An 18993-nucleotide genomic window follows, 5' to 3' on the forward strand; every position below is an offset into this window, starting at 1 on the left:
TAGTTTCAAACATTTTTTATACAAAACACCCCTATAGAGTAAAAACTCAATATACTTAACTTTCTAAGTATATTGAGTTCTACATCCTAATGTTCCATATTTAATATTTTAATGACATTATATCTAGTTTAAAACTTTTTTAGAAAATCTATTCTTGATCAGTTTAAGACTTTTTTAATCAATACATAACTTTTTTAGACAACTACAAAATATCTTTTCACTACCTAATTATCTATTCTACCGTAACTGACTTGGCCAAGTTCCTAGGCTTATCCACATCGCAGCCTTTCTTTATAGAAATATAATATGCTAAAAGCTGCAGAGGAATTACGGAAAGTACTGGTGCAAATATATCATTTACCTTTGGAAGATATATTATAGAATCAACTGCTTTGCTAACTTCGTCACTGCCTTCAAAAGCAAAAGCCAATACGTTAGCTCCCCTTGTAGTTACTTCCTTAATATTACTTATCATCTTCTCAACTAAATATCCTTGAGTAGCTCCTACAATTACTACAGTTCCATCCTCAATAAGAGCTATAGGTCCATGCTTTAATTCTCCACCAGCATAAGCTTCAGAATGAATATAAGATATTTCTTTAAGCTTTAAAGAACCTTCTAATGCAACGGCATAATCCAATCCTCTTCCAAGGAAAAATACGTCCTGCTCTTTATAAATCTTTTCTGCGGCTTCCTGTATAATGTCCTTATTTGAAAGAACTTTTTCTGCCTTAATAGGAAGTGTAAGCATCTCATTTTTTAGTTCTTCCATCTTTTCTTCACTTATAGTTCCCTTGCTTTGCGCAAAGAACAATGCAATTATATACATTGCAATAAGCTGAGTTACATAAGCTTTTGTGGATGCAACTGCTATTTCAGGTCCAGCCCAAGTGTAAAGCACGTCATCTGCTTCTCTGGATACAGAACTTCCCACTACATTTGTTACAGCTATTACTCTAGCACCTTGTGCTTTTGCTTCTCTCAAAGCTGCTAAAGTATCTGCTGTTTCTCCAGACTGGCTTATAATTATCATAAGTGTTTTTTCGTCTATTATAGGATTCCTATATCTAAACTCTGAAGCAATATCTACTTCTACAGGCATTCTAACCAATTTTTCTATTACATATTTTCCAACTATTCCTGCATGGTAAGCAGTTCCACAAGCTACTATATATATTTTATTTATATTTTTAATTTGCTCTTTAGTTATCTTTATATCATCTAACGTTATAGGCTTTCCCGGCATAATTCTTGATGTCATTGTATCTTTAATTGCCTTTGGCTGTTCGTGTATTTCCTTCATCATGAAATGGTCAAATCCACCCTTTTCAGCTGCATTTGCGCTCCATGTAACGTGGTATACATCCCTCTTTATTTCTTTTTTATCTTCTGATAAAAGTTTTACACCATCTTTAGTTATGACAACAAATTCATTGTCATTTAAAAGGTATATATCTCTAGTATGATTTAATACAGCAGGTATATCTGATGCTATATAATACTCATCTTTTCCAAGTCCTACTATAAGAGGGCTGTCCTTTCTTACTGCTACTAATTTTCCAGGTTCTTTTGAGCAGATAACTCCTACAGCATAACTTCCCTTTATCTTAGATATTGCACGCATAACTGCTTCAACTATATCCCCTTTGTAAAAATATTCTATGAGCTGTGGAATAACTTCAGTATCAGTTTCAGATACAAATTTGTATCCCTTTGAAGTGAGCCATTCTCTAAGTTGTACATAATTTTCTATTATACCATTGTGAACTACGCTTATAGTTCCATCCTGGCTGTTATGGGGATGAGCATTTAGATCAGATGGTTTTCCATGAGTTGCCCACCTTGTGTGACCTATACCTACTATTCCTTTTAGAGGATGTTCTGACAATTTATTTTCAAGGTTTTTAAGCCTTCCTTTACATTTTACTACATTGATATGATCATTATCTATTATGGCAACACCTGCAGAGTCATAACCTCTGTACTCAAGTTTGCTCAATCCTTCAACCAAAATAGATGATGCTTGTTTCTTTCCAACAAATCCAACAATTCCGCACATAATCAATTCTTCCTTTCACATTTTAATATAATAAATTATAATCTACCTATAAAACACTGCAACTTTATTGATAAAAAATTTCATAAGCAAATAAAACCTGCATTGTTATTAAAATTTTACAGGTAAATATATTTTTGGAATCATATATTTTGATTCCTATTAAAGGTTTTAACACCAAACTGATGTTGTATCAGAAATCACTTCCTGGTTTTATCAGTTGTTAACGGTAGTGCGATACCGTGGGGCACCCGCCGAAGATTCGATACTCCCCATCCTCGTCAGCTCAAAGTGTTGTTTAAGTTAAGCCTTGAGCTCTGGCGCTTTATATTCACATTTTTCTTAAATTCAACCACCTTCTTTTTAAAATATAACAGTATTAAAAACCTGTCAATCTATTATATTCTTTAATCTTATTTTATGTCAACTAGATAGCTAAAATTAACTTTTTGTTCTTATTTTCATATTATGGAATTGAGATTGAAATGTGCTATATACCCTCAAAATTGCAAATATATAATAAGCCGCCTTTAAATTTTACTTTAAAGGCGGCTTTTTTTAACTGTGTTTTTTAAACACTATTAAATCATCTTCTAATTTATCTTGATTTCCAAGTGTAGCATAATGTCTTTGTAAAACTCCTGTAAGTTCCCAATCTTCCTTACCATACTTATTTAATTTTTCTTCTAAGTTTAAATTATCAGTTGAATTTAAAAAACGCTCCACTGTAAATATTCTATATTGCCACGACATTGGACTCACTCCTCTAATAATTTATATCTCAATTATTAGAGTGTCCAATTTCTAATATATTTAAAACATTTAATTTTTACAAATAAGAAATGCACTGTTAAATTCAATTACAGTGCACTTTTATATTTTTAATTCACTTTTGATTCAATAAGTTCAGCCAATTTATGCGCAATTTTATCTATTTCACTTTGATTTTGACCTTCTAACATAACTCTTACTAATGGTTCCGTTCCCGAAGGTCTTATAAGCACTCTTCCACAACCATCTAATTTTTCTTCTATCTTCTTTATCTCAGATATTATTTCTTCATCTTCTGCATATATATTCTTTTTATCATTTGGAACATTAGCATTTGCAAGTACTTGAGGTAAATTTTTCATCATAGAAGCACATTCAGATAACTTCTTTCCAGTCTTTTTTACTATAGAAGCTATTTGCAGTGCTGTTACAAGCCCATCTCCTGTAGTATTGTAATCCAGCATAATTATATGACCTGACTGTTCCCCACCTAATTTATAGCCTTGTTTTTTCATTTCTTCAAGCACATACCTGTCTCCAACTTTAGTCTTTACAGTACTCATTTGCTCTTTTTTGAGTGCTATATCAAGTCCAAGATTACTCATTACAGTAACTACTACCACATTTTTATAAAGTTTTCCTTCATCTTTTAAATGTTTTCCTATTATAGCCATTATAAAATCTCCATTTATGAGATTTCCCTTTTCATCCACTGCAAGACATCTATCTGCATCTCCATCAAAGGCAAGTCCTAAATCATAACCTTCTTTTACTACAGTTTGCATAAGTTCTTCAGGGTGAGTTGAACCACATTTTCTATTTATATTTATTCCATCAGGCTCATTATTTATAACTTTCACTTCAGCTCCCAATTCCTCAAAAGCCTTCACAGAAGTTACGTAGGATGCTCCATTTGCACAATCTAAAACTACCTTTAATCCTTTTAAATCTATATCTATAGTGGATTTTGTAAATTCTACATAGTCTTTTAGTGCTTCTCCTGTTTCCACTACCTTTCTTCCAATTTCAGCTCCAATAGGCATAGATACATCTTTAAAATTACTTTCAATTACTTTCTGTATCCTATCTTCTAATTCATCTGAGAGTTTATATCCCTCACTATTAAAAAATTTTATTCCATTATACTCTACAGGATTGTGTGAAGCAGATATAACTACCCCTGCATCCATTTTATATTTTCTAGTCAAATAAGCAACTGCTGGAGTTGGTATTACACCTACACAAACAGCTTCTGCTCCTACAGAAAGTATACCCGAAACCAGGGCACTTTCTAGCATATCTCCAGATATTCTTGTATCCATTCCAACTAATATCTTTGGTTTATGTGCCGTTTCTGTAAGCACATATGCTCCTGCCCGTCCTAATTTATATGCTAGTTCTGCAGTTAACTCCTTGTTTGCAATTCCTCTTACTCCATCAGTTCCAAACATTCTCTGCATATTATTAATACCTCTCTTATTAAAAGTTAATTTTTCTATAGGTTATCACACTAAATCTAAAATCTGTGCTCCTCTCTTACTTTGAAAATATTCATCTTTTATTATATTACATTAAAAATTTTTCCACAACGCAATTTTTAGCGATGTTTTGCTTTAGCAAAACAAGCTTAAAAATAAATTAGTTTTCTGACGTAGGGAGGAAAACTCACCTTCATTGTCCTCTGTCCTCTGTCAATTGTCCTCTGAAAAATTATTTTGCAAAGTTTTCATATTAAGTCAAGTATATATGCAAAAGTTGAGTTAATTATATTTATAAAAGTGGACTGTATTTTTGTATTATACTCTCTGCAGTTTTTAATCCATCTACTGCCGCTGATATTATACCTCCTGCAAAACCTGCACCTTCTCCACAAGGATATAACCCTTCTAAAGATACACTCTCAAAGTTGCTGTTTCTCATCATTCTTATTGGAGATGAGGTTCTACTTTCAATGGCTGTCATTACACCATCCCCTTTAGAAAACCCTTTTATCTTTTTTTCGAAATCAATAAATCCTTCTTTTAATGCAGATGAAACAGCGGATGGCAAACACTTTCTAAGATCTCTAAATTCATATCCAGGTTTGTAAGTAGGTTTTACTTCTCCAACTTTATTTGAAACTGTATCATTTAAAAAATCTTTAATTAACTGTACTGGAGCAGCATAATTGCCTCCTCCTAACTTATAGGCCAGGTTCTCATAATGCCTCTGAAATTCCATTCCTTTTAAAGGGGAATTTCCTTCAAAATCCTTTTCTCCTACAGTTACAACTACTGCAGAATTTGCATTTTCAAAATCTCTTTTATAGTAACTCATTCCATTTGTTACAAGCCTATTTTCCTCTGAAGCTGCCGCAATTACTTCCCCTCCGGGGCACATGCAAAAACTGTAGACTCCTCTTCCCTCTTTACTATTATAAGCTAGCCTATAATCTGCAGTTTTTAATTTAGGATGGTCTGCAAATTTCCCATATTGATTTACATTTATCATATGCTGGGAATGTTCTACTCTAACTCCTATAGCAAATGCCTTAGGTTCTACCACAACATCTTTTTTTAATATCATTTCATAGGTATCTCTTGCACTATGTCCTATAGCTAATATTAAATTGTCACAGCCTATCTCATTTCCATTTACTAATACTGCCTTTAATTTTTTATGCTCTATTATTAAATTATCCAACTTACTATCAAATAGTATATCTCCGCCCAGTTCAAGTATTCTATTTCTTATATTCTTTACGATTATTTTCAAATTATCCGTTCCCAAATGGGGCTTTCCATTATAAATAATCTCTTCTGGAGCTCCATACTTTGCAAAAACTTTCAATATAAATTGGCATCTCTCATCTTTTATCCTGGTAGTTAATTTTCCATCTGAAAATGTCCCTGCTCCACCTTCTCCAAACTGTATATTGGATTCTAAATTTAACTTTCCACTTTTCCAGAATTCATCTACAGTTTTTGTTCTATCTTCAACTTTTTGTCCCCGTTCTATTATGATTGGCCTATAACCATTTTCCGCCAGCAAGAGACCTGCAAACATACCTGCAGGTCCCATGCCAACAACTATAGGTCGGTATTTCATTTTTTTTGTACCTAAAACTAATTTTTCTTCTACTACCTCTTCTTCTATCTTTATATTCCCATCTCTAATTTTTGATACAATTTTTCTTTCTCCATCACAGGTTAATTCAACAGAGTAGTTAAACCTTATATTGTTTTTCCTTCTGGCATCCAGAGATTCTCGAAGTATTTTAAACCTCTTAATATCCTTCTCACTTATTTTAAGCTTTTTTGCAGCTTTATTTTTTAATTCATCTATACTTTCATCTATGTTTATGCTTAAATTATTTATTCTAATTGCCATTTTGTCCCTCCGACGTTTTTTTCTTAATTTCTATGCTAATTTTTTGTGGGTCTTGTGATACTAAAGACACTCCCTGAGGCATAGATACAACTACATTTACCGTATGAGTGCCTTCTGATAAAGAACTTGCATCCACAAAACAACTTATATTATTTCCATTTAGACTATTTATATTATTAGTAGGTCCATTAAATACTGCAGATACACTGTTACTGCCTAAGCTAGCCGTATACCCGGCATTTAAATTTCTAACCTGTATATTAAGATTCATTGTCTTTTGGCCACTTTTATCGGAAGAAGCCGCAGCCTCATTATTTATATTTACCCTCAATTCTACCGTTCCTGCGTTATTAACTAATTTTACCCCTTTAGGTACTACTAACTTAACTTCTATACTACTTGAACTACCAATTTTACTTAAATCAACTGGCTCTGTATCTAAACTACTTATACCCTTTATTACATTTTCATCCCCAGATACATCTACTTTATCTGGATTACTTACTATTGAATTAGGAACTGATCCATTTCCTGTATTTCCTTGAATTTTTACGTTTATAGGTACAGTCTTTACTTTTCCTATTGGTACAGTAACTTTAATAGGAGAGGGACTTATTGTAACATCCTTTACCACATTTCCAAATGAGTCCTGAGCCTGAAGTTTAACAGATGTATTTACATCACTTCCAGCATATTTTACATCACATGTGGCTGCAGCATACTTTACACTATTTACCGCATCTGCTGCTCCGCTTATTTCCACTTTATCTGTATTTAAGACAGGATCTAATGCATAGTATCCTTCTTTTGGTTTACCTACTACTCCTATTCTTACAGGCACACTTTTCTGTTTTAATTCATCAAGTTGTACCTTTATCCACAAATTTTCATTATTTAATATACTTATGTTATCAGGGCTTTTCTTTACTTCTACAGGTATATTATTTTCCCCTTTTTTCATAACATAAGCATTTAAATCTGATTGTAATTTAAAATCTGATGGTTTTACTGAATATACATTGGAAGCATTGCCCTTTATTAAAAGAGATATACTAGCGGATTGATTATCTATTTGTACAAGTTTCGATTGAGCAAGTGCATCTTTATTCACTATAGTAACAGGTACCACAATCTTTCTTTCCCTCATAGGATCTTCTACGTTGAATATGTACAGCCATAGAATAAATGACGCTATTACACAGCATATTTTTACTAGGATTTGGTTCCTTTTATTTTTTCTTTCCACCCAATCACCCTCTCTCTCCATGTACTCTTTTTCTGAAATCTATTTTTCATTATATTTATAAGAACTTTTTTCAACCTATCCTTTGTATAATTCCTTGTAATTTTTCCATTCATGGCAAGAGAAATAGTACCAGTCTCTTCTGAAACCACTATGATAAGTGCATCGGAATTCTCTGATATACCAATTGCAGCCCTATGTCTTGTGCCTAACTTTTTGTTTAAATCGTTATTACTAGTAAGCGGCAAAAAACATCCTGCTGAAACTATTCTATTATTTCTTATTACAGTTGCCCCATCATGCAGTGGAGTATTTACTACAAATATGTTTTCTAGAAGAGCAGATGATACCAAAGCATCTATCTTAGTACCGGTATTTATTATATCTCCGAGTCCAGTAACTTGTTCTATTACAATAAGTGCCCCTGTTTTGCTTTCAGATAAATTGCCTACTGAATTTGTAATTTCTGTTATAACCTTTTCCATAGTCTCTTCGTCTTCTAAAATATGCTTATCATTAAAAGCGGTTCTTCCTAACTGCTCCAGTGCCCGACGAATTTCCGGTTGAAATATAATAACAATAGAAAGGACGCCTATGGTCAAAGTCTTGGTAAGTATCCAATTGAGCATAGTTAAATTAAAAAAGCTGCTTATTGGTATAAGAAATATTATAAGAATAATTCCCTTTAAAAGCTGTTCAGCTCTAGTTTCTTTTATAAGCATGTATCCTTTATAGAGTATATATGATACTACTAGTATATCCATAACGGAGGATATACTTATATTTCTTATTGAATTAGCTGTCATTTGCAATAATTCCACCCATCTCACCACCTGTCAATAAATATATATTTAAATTATACACTATTTGATATTGTTTATATCACGTAATAAATTATTTTATAAAATTTTAATAAAATACATTTTTATCGTATTTTATTTTTTTATATGGGTACAATATCATTAGCCTAAGTTTTACTAAAAACGCGGGGAAACCAGTAACATTGGGGTGAATCGTATTTACGTAGGTTATGCCTTTACCGAACCCGTCAGCTAACCCCGTCGGTAATAAGGAGAGGATTAGATTGAAAAAAATTTTTTGTTTAATACTGTTTTCTTTACTGTTACTTATTCCTTTTTCTAAAGTAACTGCAAAGAATTTAGACAGTACCAGTTCCAATTTATTTAATGGTCAAGAAGAAGTCGTGCAAGTGTTTAATTACTCTGATCAAAAGATATATATAACTCAAAATGATGTTGATTTAATGGCTAAAGTTGTTTATGCTGAAAGCAATTCAGAACCATTTGAAGGGCAGGTAGCAGTAGCTTCCGTAATACTAAACAGATTAAAATACCCTGAGTTTCCAAAGACAGTAGAAGGTGTTATAAAACAGAGGGGTGCTTTTTCCTGTGTCAAAAATGGTACTATAAATGTATCTCCAAATGAAAGCAGTTATAGTGCAGTTTCTCAGGCTCTAAAAGGTATAGATCCTTCAGGTAAATCTATTTTCTTTTATAATCCCCAAATAGCCACATCTCAATGGATGAAAAACATAGATAAAAGAAATATGAGAACTATAGGGCATCATGTATTTTTTGTAGCTAATTAAAAAAATCCCCCTCATCTTTTTTTAAGATGAGGGGGATTTTTTAATTAATTTTTATCAATGTAAAAGACAGCATTTAGTGCTGCTACCTGTCCCTGTCCTGCGGCTTTCATATACTGATAAGGTCTCCCCACACAATCTCCTGCTGCAAAACAACCTTCAATATTAGTCTTCATATCCATATCTACTTTTATATGTCCATTTTCCATAATAAGTCCCGGTACCAATTTATCTGGTGCTATGCTATCTTTTAAAACAAACACTCCATCTGTAACTATTTCCTTACTTTTCAAAATTACCTTTTCTACTTTATTTCCTCCAGATATCTCTACGACCTTATCTCTTACTACTTCTATATTTTCACTTAAATTTAAGCTTTCTTTATACATTGGTATATAGTATGTTTTTTTAGACAGTTCATTTACATAATTGGCTTCTGCTTCAGCTTCTTTATTATACCCTATTATAGTAACAACCTTTCCTCTATAAAGAGGCGCATCACAGGTAGCACAATATCCGACTCCTCTCCCTAGGAATTCTTCTTCCCCCTTTAATGCTTTTGTATATTCAATGCCAGTTGCCAATATAACTGCACTTGCTTCATACATTTTTTCATTTACAGCAACACCAAAATACTGTCCCATAGCATATATAGTATTTATTCTTTCATAAGTTATATTTATCCCCATGTTTGCCACATGCTGCTGAAATCTATCTTTTAACTGTATTCCTGTTATACCAGGAAGCCCTAGGTAATTATCTATTTTAGGTGCTTTTATTAATTTGCCACTGAGCTCGCTGCTTCCAAAAACAATTATATTTTTATTTCTTATTTTTGCATTAATTGCTGCTGACAGTCCCGCAGGGCCACTGCCTACTATAGCAATATCATATCTAGTGTCCATGCTACCACCTCCAATTTTTATTTTCTAATTTCATAGTTAAAATGACAAATCAACTAAATTGTCAATTTGTCATTTTAACAAATAAATATAATTTAAACTATATATGTTTTTTCAAAGCATCTTTTATTGCATCCTTTGGTCTGAATCCAACAAATTTATCTACCATATTTCCGTTTTTAAATACCATTACAGTTGGAATACTTGCAATTTTAAATTGTGCTGCTGTAACAGGATTCTCATCTACATTTAACTTAAAGAATTTTGCCTTTTCCCCCAACTCATCTGAAACTTCTTCTATTATAGGAGAAAGCATTTTACATGGTCCACACCATGAAGCCCAGAAATCTACAACTACAGGAGTAGGTGCATTTTCAATTGATTGTGAAAAATCTTGATCTTTTATTTCCTCTACCATTATTTGCCCTCCTTATACCCCGTAGGGGTATTATCTTTAATTATATTTTATAATATATTATCTACTAGGTCAACGTTTTTAGTCTATAAATTTAATGAAAAATAAAAATTTTAGTCATTTATCAAATTACTTATTATAGAATTATTGTAAATTGAATTAGGATATTTATCTACCAAGCTTTGAGCATATTTTTTTGCTTGTGACTTATCCGTATCTTTATATATAACGGCAAGTCTGTACAGTACAGTTTCTTCATAATCTCCATCAGAGAAGCCTTTATCATATTGGATATAATAATTTATAGCATTTTTTGTATCTCCTGAGGAATCTAAGGTTGTGGCAAGCATATATATTATGTCCGCATAAAGATAATTTTCACTTCCAAACTCATAAGCTTTTGTCAGATAAGCTTTGGCATTATTATAATCTTTACTATTTAAATAATTGGTTCCTAACTTATAAAAATAGGCAGATCCGTCTTGCTTTAAGAGATTTGAACCTTCTGAAAGAAGTGCTCCTTCATCAGTACTTAATTGTTTATCTTTCCACTTTTTAACCTCTATATATATAGAATCATAATCTTTATTTTGTATATAACCTTTAAACTTTTCCTGTGGGAAAACTTCTTTAGTGGTTTCGACTTTCGGTTTAGCCTTATTACTTACACCTGAAGCCTTTTGTCCACTATTTTTAATAGTAGAAGTTTTTATCTTTGCAAAATTTTTATTAAGCAAACTTTTATTTTTAATACCATTAAAAATTAATACAATTAAAACTACCGAACATATTACACCTGCTGAAATGCAAGCTACCTTTTTAAGTGGGAACTTTTTCTTTACTACATTTAAATCTTCAAGCATCTTCATGGTCTTTTTAGCTTCATCATTGTTTACATCAACTCTTAATACATTATTTAATTTTTCCAATGCACTTTTATACTCTCCCTTTTTTATATAACAAAGGGCACTGTAATTATTTACTTTAATATAATTAAAATCGCTTTCAGCACATTGTTCCAGTAACTTAAGTGCTTCATTTATTTTTAATTCTCTAATTAACCTTAAAGCCTTTACATACAAACTGAATCGAACATCATCTTCCTTTAAAGAACCGAGATATTTTTCTGAAACCCCATCTCCATTAACTTGATGGTTCATCTTCCAAAGTTTTTGAGCTTTATCTAAATCACCCTTAAGATAAAATAAAAGTCCCTTAAGATTAATAGATGCCCTATTTTTTATATTTAAAGATATACTTTCTTCACAAAGTTCTATTGCTTTATCTATATACCCATCATTATATTTTTTTAGAGCTTTATTGTATATTTTCTGAGACTTATCCATTTATCGTATATACCACTTTCCCATTAGAATTTTTAACTTCCATCTTATTATTTAAATTTGTGCTAAAAGAATTTATAGTCCAATTTTCTACATGACATTTATTATACACATCATCATCATATACATTGACTTTTAAATTTACAATATCTCCATTTTTCTCTGCAGACACTATCTGTTGTTTTTTACTTGGCATCTTTATTAATATTTCATTATCCCCTGTATCTACATTTAGCATATAAAGATCTCCACCTTTTGAAATGGATCCATTTGAATATCCTATAACCACCAATAAATTTTTATCATCAGCCCATTCCAAGTATTTCGGAGATAATTTAGTGTTGTTTTCAATTTGAAAGCTATAAACTTTCTGAGAACCTTTTATGATTATTTTCCCTGTACCCTCTTCTAATGCTTCACTGCCTTTTCCTTCTATACAGGCATTATAAGTTCCATTTTTGTTACTTTTCCAGGTAGTGTTAAAACTAACTGTAGAATTATTATTCATTTCTTGCTTTATAAATTTTATTTCACTTGAACTTTTAACAGCAGTAGAAGAAGTTTTCATTTTCTCCTTTGGCTTTTGAGTTTCTTTATTATTATTTGCATTGCTTGAGTCTATTTTTTTACTATTAGTACTACCGCTGCTTTGAGTGGAAGTAGAATTGCCTTTGCTGCCAAAACAGGCTGTAAGTCCTAAAGTAAAAATAACTAATAATGAACACATTATAAAACTCAATCTATTATTTTTCATGTATAATATATTCCTCCTTGTATAAAATTATATTGTTATTTTTGGGGCTATGCAGTCTTAGGCATTTTCAAATTAATAATCAATCAGTACGTTAGCCTATTTTTTATCATACTAACTTAATATTTAATTAAATTATACCATAATAATTCTATGCTAAAAACTACTGGTATGCTATTCTACCAGTAGTTTTTAATGTTACTTTTTCATTATAAGTTCTTTTGCCTTTAATATAGAGGAAGCACTCATAGAGAATTCATCTAATCCATATTCTACTAAAGTTTCAACAGCATTTTCATCTCCAGCCATTTCTCCACACATTCCACATATTTTTCCCTGTTTATGTGCAGCTTCTATGGTCATCTTTATAAGTTTCAAAACTGCTGGATGCATTGGATTGTAAATATAAGCTACTTTTTCATTCATCCTATCTGCTGCTAAAGTATATTGTATTAAATCATTAGTTCCAATACTGAAAAAGTCCACATACTTTGCAAGTTCATCTGAATTTACTGCGGCTGCAGGTATTTCTACCATTATTCCTGTTTGTAAATCTTTATTAAAACTCTTTCCCTCTTTAGTAAGTTCATCCATACACTCTTTCAATATTTCCTTGGCCTTTAAAAATTCTTCCAAAGAACTTATCATTGGAAACATTATTCTTAAATTTCCGAAAACAGATGCTCTCAAAAGAGCTCTTAGCTGGACTTTAAATATATCCGTTCTATCCAAACAAAGCCTTATAGCCCTATACCCTAAGAAAGGATTCATTTCCTCCGGTACAGGTAAATAGGAAAGCTTTTTATCTCCTCCTATATCTAATGTTCTTATAATTACAGGTCTTTTACCCATTTTCTCCACTACAGTTTTATAAGCATTAAATTGTTCCTCTTCTCCAGGCATACTATCCCTATCCATATATAAAAATTCGGTTCTAAAAAGTCCTATACCCTCTCCCCCATTTTTTAGAACCTGATCTACATCTTCTGGCTTACCTATGTTTCCAAAAACCTCTACTCTGTTTCCATACTTTGTAAATGTTTCTACATCTATTAAAGCTTTAAGTTTCTCTCTTTCTTTATTATAATTTTCTTTTTTTATCTTATAAGTATTTAAAGTATTTTTATCCGGGTTTATTATAACTTCACCTTCTACTCCATCTACTATAATAAGGTCTCCATCTTTAACTGAATCTGTTATATCGTTTAGGCCAACTACTGCTGGTATTTCAAGGGTTCTAGCCATAATTGCACTGTGAGAAGTTCTTCCTCCAATGTCTGTAACAAAGGCTATTACTTTACTCTTATCCAGCTGTGCTGTATCTGAAGGAGTTAAGTCATGAGCTACAACTACCGTATTATTTTCCATGTCAATTATGGAAGAGTTATTTCCTGTAAGGTTTGCAAGTATTCTACTACCTACATCCTTTATATCTGCTCCACGTTCTCTCATATACTCGTCTTCCATAGCCTGAAAGGTTTTCATATATAAATCTACTATATCATAAAGTGCACTTTCTGCATTCACATGATCATTTACTATCTTTACTGTTACTGCACCTGCAAATTCTACATCATCTAAAAGCATAATATGACTTTCAAATACTTCTGCCTTATCTTTACCTACTTCTTTTTCAGCTTTTGCCTTAATTTTCTCCAATTGACTTTTTGATAATTCAAGGGCTTTTTGAAACCTTTCTTTTTCCTGTATCACATCATCTATATGCCTTTTTTCTATACTTATTTCAGTTTTCATTTTTACAACTACTTTTCCTATTGCATAACCTTTAGAAGCCGATATACCTTTTTTCATTTATTTTCCTCCTAAAATCGTATATTTATACAAAGTTATATATAAATGTTGCTATAAATATTTATTTTTTACATAATTATATCTCATATTCAAAAATTTTTAAATATATGTACTGTAAATTAATCATTTTAATATAAAATATTACAATTTAGAAAATAACTGTCTAAGTTATGCATAAATAGTATCTATTTAATTAAATCCTGAAATTGACTTGAATCTTTTACAGGATCAAAATCTTTCTCTTCTCTAGCAATAGATTTAATATCTGGTGACATATTTACGGCTATTTTTAAAAATTTAACTGTATTTTCAACATCTCCACGTCTTCCATATATGCTAGCCTTTCCATAATAACTCCAAATATAATTTTCTATCTCCAAATCTTTATCATACCAATTAAGTGCATCATCGTATTTGGCATAAAGTTCATAAGCCAGAGCTTTATTGAACCTGGCATATCCAAAATTAGGGTTAATTTCAAGTGCTTTATCTATATTTTTCATACCTTCTTCATAGTTATTACTGTAACATAATGCTATACCCTTTATATTATAAGCTTTATAAAATTCCTTATCCTCATTTATAATTTCATCCGCTTTAGCAATAGCATCAGAGTACTTTTTATTGCTAAAAAGCTTTTGTGCTTCATCATATTTTTTCTCTTCATCCTTTTTTCCATCTGCAGGTTTTATAACTGAATTTTTTTCTACATTATTATTAGATTTTTGTATAACGTTTTCATTTTTTTTATTCATATAGATGTCTTTTCCTATAAGTGCTATGGAAAATATACAAAGAACACAAAATATTATCACTTTAGTCTTTAAAGAAAATTTCCCGAATAATCTGGAGCCCATTCTTTTTCTATTTTTAAAAGCCATCTATTTCTCCCCCTAAAAAGCCTTATGAAGTTTATTCTTTACAATGTCTCTTCCTCTATCAGAATTTAAAAATTGCCAGGTAGATTGTGGAACAATTTTCTCTATTACATCCATTCTACCTGCACATAAAAGCTTCCTTACCTTGGAAGCACTTATATATTCTTCATTATACTTTTCTCTTTCAATTTCTACAACCTCTACATTATAGATAGGCATAATTTTTTTCAAGGTTTCATTATAAGTGCTAGTAACATCACAATAAGGTTCCTTTCCTACAAATCTTTTTTTTATATTAAACCTCTTACAAATATACTTCCCAAATATGCCGCTGTCTATTTCTTCATAAGCCTGTAATCTTTCATCTGTTTTTTTTATGAAATAATTGGGGAATGTAGCTTGAGATATAATGTATTCTCCTGCTGGAATTACTTTAACATTTTTTAAATCTTGTGTTCCTGTTTTCACCATAGTATATCTATCAGAAAATGGGAAGTCAGATCTATCCTCCTCCACCAAAAACAATAAAACTTGATTACAGTTTTTTGCAGCTTCTTCTACCAAATACCTGTGTCCTTTTGTAAAAGGATTGCAATTCATCACTAAAGCAGTACTTTCTATATTATTGTCTATAGAATATTTTTCACTTATACTATCTAAAAATTTATCTATATTATATATACCATACTCTAAAAGGGCAGCTTTTTCTGCTCTATATAAAAGTTTAAAGTTCAAAGAAGTAAACACATTGATTCTATCTGGTTTTGTAAATATAAAATTATGAAATATTCCTTCATTAAAACTCTTGTCAATTAAATGGGATATAAGTGATGAAGTTAAATTTTCCCCTCTCATGTCTTCTGACACTGCAAAACATTTGAATATGTTGCCTGCCTTAGAACAAGTTGCCTTTATGCTTCTATTATTGTCTCTAAGTACTACAGTGTAGTCTACATCTTCGTCCAGTGTTAAATCAAACTTTTGTAAAAAACAAATTACCTCATCTTTTTCCTGCTCCGAACTCAAATCTATACTTTCAAGGGATAAATCGTACATAACTTCATCCTTCCTTCCCATCTTTTTGTAAAATTAAGATATAACTTTTCTAACTACATCAATTACAGTTCCATCTCTATACTCAACTACTGCTACTATTTCATCAGAAGTTTTTATAGCCTCTGGTTTTCCTGTCATCTTCTCAGCTGTTTCCTTTAATTCTTCTATAGTCATAACTGGCAAATTAGCTTTCTTTAATTTTTCTATTAAATCTTCTCTTTTTGGATTTACTGCTATTCCTCTATCTGTTACAACTACATCTATACTTTCTCCTGGTGTGGTTACTGTAGTTACCTTGTCCTTTATTATTGGTAGTCTACCTTTTATAAGATTTGTAACAACTATGGCAAGCTTTGCTCCTGCTGCAGTATCGCTGTGTCCACCTGAACCACCCATTATCATACCATCTGATCCTGTTGTTACATTTACATTAAAATCTGTATCTATTTCTGTAGCTCCTAGTATCATCACATCTAGATTATTTACTACTGAGCCTCTGTTATGTGGGTTTCCATACATAGAACCTGACATTGTCTGGTGTTTTGGATTGTCTCTATAAGATTCCACTGCTTTTAAGTCAAAACACTGTACATCAAAAATGTTTCTAAACAGTCCTTCTTGAAGCATATCAACTATATATCCTGTTATTCCTCCTGCTGCAAAACTGCCTGTAACTTCTTTTTTCTTCATTATATCTTTCAATTCCATAGCTACTGCAAGAGAAGTTCCTCCTGCTCCTGTCTGAAAAGACATTCCTTCTTTTACAAGTCCTGATGCTTCTATTACCTTTGAAGCCATCTTTGCTATTTTAAGTCCTACAGGATCTTTTGTTATCCTGGTAGTTCCTGATACTATTCCTTCAGGGTTCCCTATGGAATCCATTTTTACTACATAATCTACATATTCCTGACTTATTTCTATTGGACATGCAGGATAAGGTACTAAGTTATCTGTAACTGCTACAACTGTATCTGCATACTGGGCATCTGCTATTGCATATCCGAGAGATCCACAAGCAGATTTTCCATATACTCCATTTATATTTCCATAGGTATCTGCTGTAGGTGCACCAATAAATGCCACATCTATATGAAGATCACCACTTTCAATTGCCCTTGGTCTTCCACCATGAGTCATCATGATTGAAGGTTTCTTTGAATACCCTTTTGATATTGCTTCTGCTACTGGCCCTGATATATAATCCGCTATAATCTGGGTAACTACTCCATTTTTCATATGCTCTACCAGCGGTTCATGTATTGGAAATATACTACTTGCTGCTACAGTTATATCCTTTATTCCTCTTTTGGCAAGTGCATATATTACATTGTTAAGTACAAAATCTCCATTTCTCAAATGGTGGTGAAATGACACAGTCATCCCATCCTTTAATTCTATCTTATCAAGTACTTCATCTATACTATTTAATACCTTATCTTCTCCAGGTTTTACACTTTTTATTTTTACTCCTGCCTTTTCTCTTAATCCATAGTTTGCAAAGGCACCTTCAAAAGGCTTTACCTTGCCATAACCTTCTATGTAATCAGGAATTTCTCTTCCAACTGAATTTTTCACTGTAATCCCTCATTTCTACTTATTATTCTCAATTTATCTAATTAAATAAACAGAATTTTTGGCATCAGATAAATCCAAGTAATTTTGCTAGTTCTACAGTAGTTACTGCTCTGCTTATTACTGGGGCATCTACCATTTTCCCATCTAACGAAAATACTCCAAGTCCTTTTTGTTGTGCTTCATCTCTTGCTTTTAGCACTCTAACAGCATGGTCTATTTCTTCTTTTGCAGGTGCAAATACTTCATGTATACTGTCAATTTGCCTTGGATTTATAGCTGCCTTTCCTGTAAATCCTAACTTTTTCGCTGTTGTTGTATCTTTTTTCAATCCTTCATAATCATTTGTATCTGTAAATGGTGTATCTATAGCATCTACCCTAGCTGCCCTACAAGCTGTAGAAACTCTATTTCTTGCGTAGAATATTTCCTGACCTTCCTTTGTTCTCTTTATTCCAAAATCAGAAGTCAAATCCTCTGCTCCTAAGAGTACAGCTGCCACTCTTTTTGATGAGTTTATTATGTTATATACGTTTTCAAGTCCATAAGCAGTTTCAACTATAGGTATTAATTTTATTGAACCTTTTTCAAATGATTCTTCTTCCTCTATGCCAGTTAATATTTTATCTATTTCTTCTAATTGTTTTTCAGTTGCCTTTGGAATCATTAGCGAATCAGGTTTAACTCTAGCTATAGTATCTATATCCTTTGGTCCATATTCTGTATCTAAAGGATTTACCCTAACTACAAGTTCTACCTTAGAATAATCTACATTGCAAATGGCTTCTTTTACAAGCAATCTTGCACTATCTTTTTCTGTAAGACTTACTGCATCTTCCAAATCAAGTATGACAGAATCTGCTCCAAGTATAGGTGCATTTTGAAGCATACCTGGATTGTTTCCTGGCATAAAAAGCATTGTTCTTCTCAATTTTTTCATTACAATCACCTCTCTATAATGCTCTTCTCAAAGCTGTTTCAACTCTTGCTTTAATAGTATAGTCCAGTGCTCCCTTGTCCTGAGCTTTTATCACTGCACTTTTTACTCCCAGTTCATTTACTTTATCTAATATGGTCTTTTTTATTTGTTTTCCAAATTGTTTCATAACTACACTCTCAAGTTCAAGTTCTATACCATCCTTGTCATTTGGCATTACCATAATGAGTATATCATTTGACTCAAGAGTGCCTGCCTTTGCTGGTTTATTTATTTTCATAA

General features: G+C 31.9%; 17 protein-coding genes and 1 riboswitch. Of the genes, 1 reads left to right on the forward strand and 16 read right to left on the reverse strand.

Annotated elements, in window-relative coordinates:
• Positions 1-232: 232 nt before the first annotated feature.
• The 6 genes from glmS to cdaA all read right to left on the reverse strand — a co-directional run bounded on the left by glmS (position 233) and on the right by cdaA (position 8260).
• On the reverse strand, positions 233-2059 hold the full coding sequence (gene glmS, locus CLAU_RS09080) for a glutamine--fructose-6-phosphate transaminase (isomerizing) (RefSeq protein ID WP_013240631.1): 1827 nt from the start codon (positions 2057-2059) through the stop codon (positions 233-235).
• A gap of 555 nt (positions 2060-2614) precedes the next feature.
• The gene (locus CLAU_RS09085) at positions 2615-2809 is read right to left on the reverse strand and encodes a DUF4177 domain-containing protein (RefSeq protein WP_013240632.1); all 195 of its coding nucleotides are present in this window, start codon (positions 2807-2809) and stop codon (positions 2615-2617) included.
• Between the two features lie 128 nt (positions 2810-2937).
• Positions 2938-4287: a phosphoglucosamine mutase gene (gene glmM, locus CLAU_RS09090; RefSeq protein WP_013240633.1), complete on the reverse strand. Its 1350-nt coding sequence runs from the start codon at positions 4285-4287 to the stop codon at positions 2938-2940.
• A gap of 310 nt (positions 4288-4597) precedes the next feature.
• Complete coding sequence (locus CLAU_RS09095; protein WP_013240634.1) at positions 4598-6196, reverse strand: NAD(P)/FAD-dependent oxidoreductase; 1599 nt, start codon at positions 6194-6196, stop codon at positions 4598-4600.
• Entirely contained in the window at positions 6186-7442 is a 1257-nt protein-coding gene (locus CLAU_RS09100; RefSeq protein ID WP_013240635.1) for a CdaR family protein, read from the reverse strand. Before CLAU_RS09100 ends, CLAU_RS09095 begins: the two co-directional genes overlap by 11 nt.
• Positions 7409-8260, reverse strand: coding sequence for a diadenylate cyclase CdaA (gene cdaA / locus CLAU_RS09105; RefSeq protein ID WP_023162482.1), 852 nt, complete (start codon positions 8258-8260; stop codon positions 7409-7411). Before cdaA ends, CLAU_RS09100 begins: the two co-directional genes overlap by 34 nt.
• A gap of 133 nt (positions 8261-8393) precedes the next feature.
• A riboswitch (cyclic di-AMP (ydaO/yuaA leader) is annotated at positions 8394-8521 on the forward strand.
• Between the two features lie 2 nt (positions 8522-8523).
• On the opposite strand from cdaA, the gene CLAU_RS09110 reads away from it, so the two are divergent.
• The gene (locus CLAU_RS09110; RefSeq protein WP_013240637.1) at positions 8524-9048 is read left to right on the forward strand and encodes a cell wall hydrolase; all 525 of its coding nucleotides are present in this window, start codon (positions 8524-8526) and stop codon (positions 9046-9048) included.
• A gap of 44 nt (positions 9049-9092) precedes the next feature.
• On the opposite strand, the gene CLAU_RS09115 is transcribed toward CLAU_RS09110, so the two are convergent.
• From CLAU_RS09115 to citD, 10 genes are all read right to left on the reverse strand, one after another.
• Positions 9093-9950, reverse strand: coding sequence for an NAD(P)/FAD-dependent oxidoreductase (locus CLAU_RS09115; protein ID WP_013240638.1), 858 nt, complete (start codon positions 9948-9950; stop codon positions 9093-9095).
• A gap of 97 nt (positions 9951-10047) precedes the next feature.
• Positions 10048-10365 (reverse strand): thioredoxin, encoded by a 318-nt coding sequence (gene trxA, locus CLAU_RS09120; RefSeq protein WP_013240639.1) that lies wholly within the window; start codon positions 10363-10365, stop codon positions 10048-10050.
• 110 nt (positions 10366-10475) lie between these two features.
• Entirely contained in the window at positions 10476-11708 is a 1233-nt protein-coding gene (locus tag CLAU_RS09125; protein ID WP_013240640.1) for a tetratricopeptide repeat protein, read from the reverse strand.
• Positions 11701-12459: a DUF4652 domain-containing protein gene (locus CLAU_RS09130; RefSeq protein ID WP_013240641.1), complete on the reverse strand. Its 759-nt coding sequence runs from the start codon at positions 12457-12459 to the stop codon at positions 11701-11703. The genes CLAU_RS09125 and CLAU_RS09130 overlap by 8 nt, the downstream gene beginning before the upstream one ends.
• 195 nt (positions 12460-12654) lie before the next feature.
• Entirely contained in the window at positions 12655-14268 is a 1614-nt protein-coding gene (gene ptsP / locus CLAU_RS09135) for a phosphoenolpyruvate--protein phosphotransferase (RefSeq protein ID WP_013240642.1), read from the reverse strand.
• A gap of 185 nt (positions 14269-14453) precedes the next feature.
• On the reverse strand, positions 14454-15149 hold the full coding sequence (locus tag CLAU_RS09140; protein ID WP_013240643.1) for a tetratricopeptide repeat protein: 696 nt from the start codon (positions 15147-15149) through the stop codon (positions 14454-14456).
• 12 nt (positions 15150-15161) lie between these two features.
• Complete coding sequence (citC, locus tag CLAU_RS09145) at positions 15162-16202, reverse strand: [citrate (pro-3S)-lyase] ligase (protein WP_013240644.1); 1041 nt, start codon at positions 16200-16202, stop codon at positions 15162-15164.
• Positions 16203-16235: 33 nt separating this feature from the next.
• Complete coding sequence (citF, locus tag CLAU_RS09150; protein ID WP_013240645.1) at positions 16236-17777, reverse strand: citrate lyase subunit alpha; 1542 nt, start codon at positions 17775-17777, stop codon at positions 16236-16238.
• A gap of 64 nt (positions 17778-17841) precedes the next feature.
• The gene (locus CLAU_RS09155) at positions 17842-18714 is read right to left on the reverse strand and encodes an HpcH/HpaI aldolase/citrate lyase family protein (RefSeq protein ID WP_013240646.1); all 873 of its coding nucleotides are present in this window, start codon (positions 18712-18714) and stop codon (positions 17842-17844) included.
• Between the two features lie 13 nt (positions 18715-18727).
• Positions 18728-18991: a citrate lyase acyl carrier protein gene (citD, locus tag CLAU_RS09160; protein WP_013240647.1), complete on the reverse strand. Its 264-nt coding sequence runs from the start codon at positions 18989-18991 to the stop codon at positions 18728-18730.
• Positions 18992-18993: the final 2 nt, after the last annotated feature.

The sequence above is a fragment of the Clostridium autoethanogenum DSM 10061 genome, assembly GCF_001484725.1.
Lineage (GTDB): Bacteria > Bacillota > Clostridia > Clostridiales > Clostridiaceae > Clostridium_B > Clostridium_B ljungdahlii.

Coding starts and splice junctions, on each gene's coding strand:
- CLAU_RS09140 (WP_013240643.1), bottom strand. CDS start 15,149: ATGGCTTTTAAAAATAGAAAAAGAATGGGCTCCAGATTATTCGGGAAA.
- CLAU_RS09155 (WP_013240646.1), bottom strand. CDS start 18,714: ATGAAAAAATTGAGAAGAACAATGCTTTTTATGCCAGGAAACAATCCA.
- CLAU_RS09085 (WP_013240632.1), bottom strand. CDS start 2,809: ATGTCGTGGCAATATAGAATATTTACAGTGGAGCGTTTTTTAAATTCA.
- citD (WP_013240647.1), bottom strand. CDS start 18,991: ATGAAAATAAATAAACCAGCAAAGGCAGGCACTCTTGAGTCAAATGAT.
- glmM (WP_013240633.1), bottom strand. CDS start 4,287: ATGCAGAGAATGTTTGGAACTGATGGAGTAAGAGGAATTGCAAACAAG.
- CLAU_RS09115 (WP_013240638.1), bottom strand. CDS start 9,950: ATGGACACTAGATATGATATTGCTATAGTAGGCAGTGGCCCTGCGGGA.
- CLAU_RS09125 (WP_013240640.1), bottom strand. CDS start 11,708: ATGGATAAGTCTCAGAAAATATACAATAAAGCTCTAAAAAAATATAAT.
- ptsP (WP_013240642.1), bottom strand. CDS start 14,268: ATGAAAAAAGGTATATCGGCTTCTAAAGGTTATGCAATAGGAAAAGTA.
- CLAU_RS09130 (WP_013240641.1), bottom strand. CDS start 12,459: ATGAAAAATAATAGATTGAGTTTTATAATGTGTTCATTATTAGTTATT.
- glmS (WP_013240631.1), bottom strand. CDS start 2,059: ATGTGCGGAATTGTTGGATTTGTTGGAAAGAAACAAGCATCATCTATT.
- CLAU_RS09095 (WP_013240634.1), bottom strand. CDS start 6,196: ATGGCAATTAGAATAAATAATTTAAGCATAAACATAGATGAAAGTATA.
- trxA (WP_013240639.1), bottom strand. CDS start 10,365: ATGGTAGAGGAAATAAAAGATCAAGATTTTTCACAATCAATTGAAAAT.
- citC (WP_013240644.1), bottom strand. CDS start 16,202: ATGTACGATTTATCCCTTGAAAGTATAGATTTGAGTTCGGAGCAGGAA.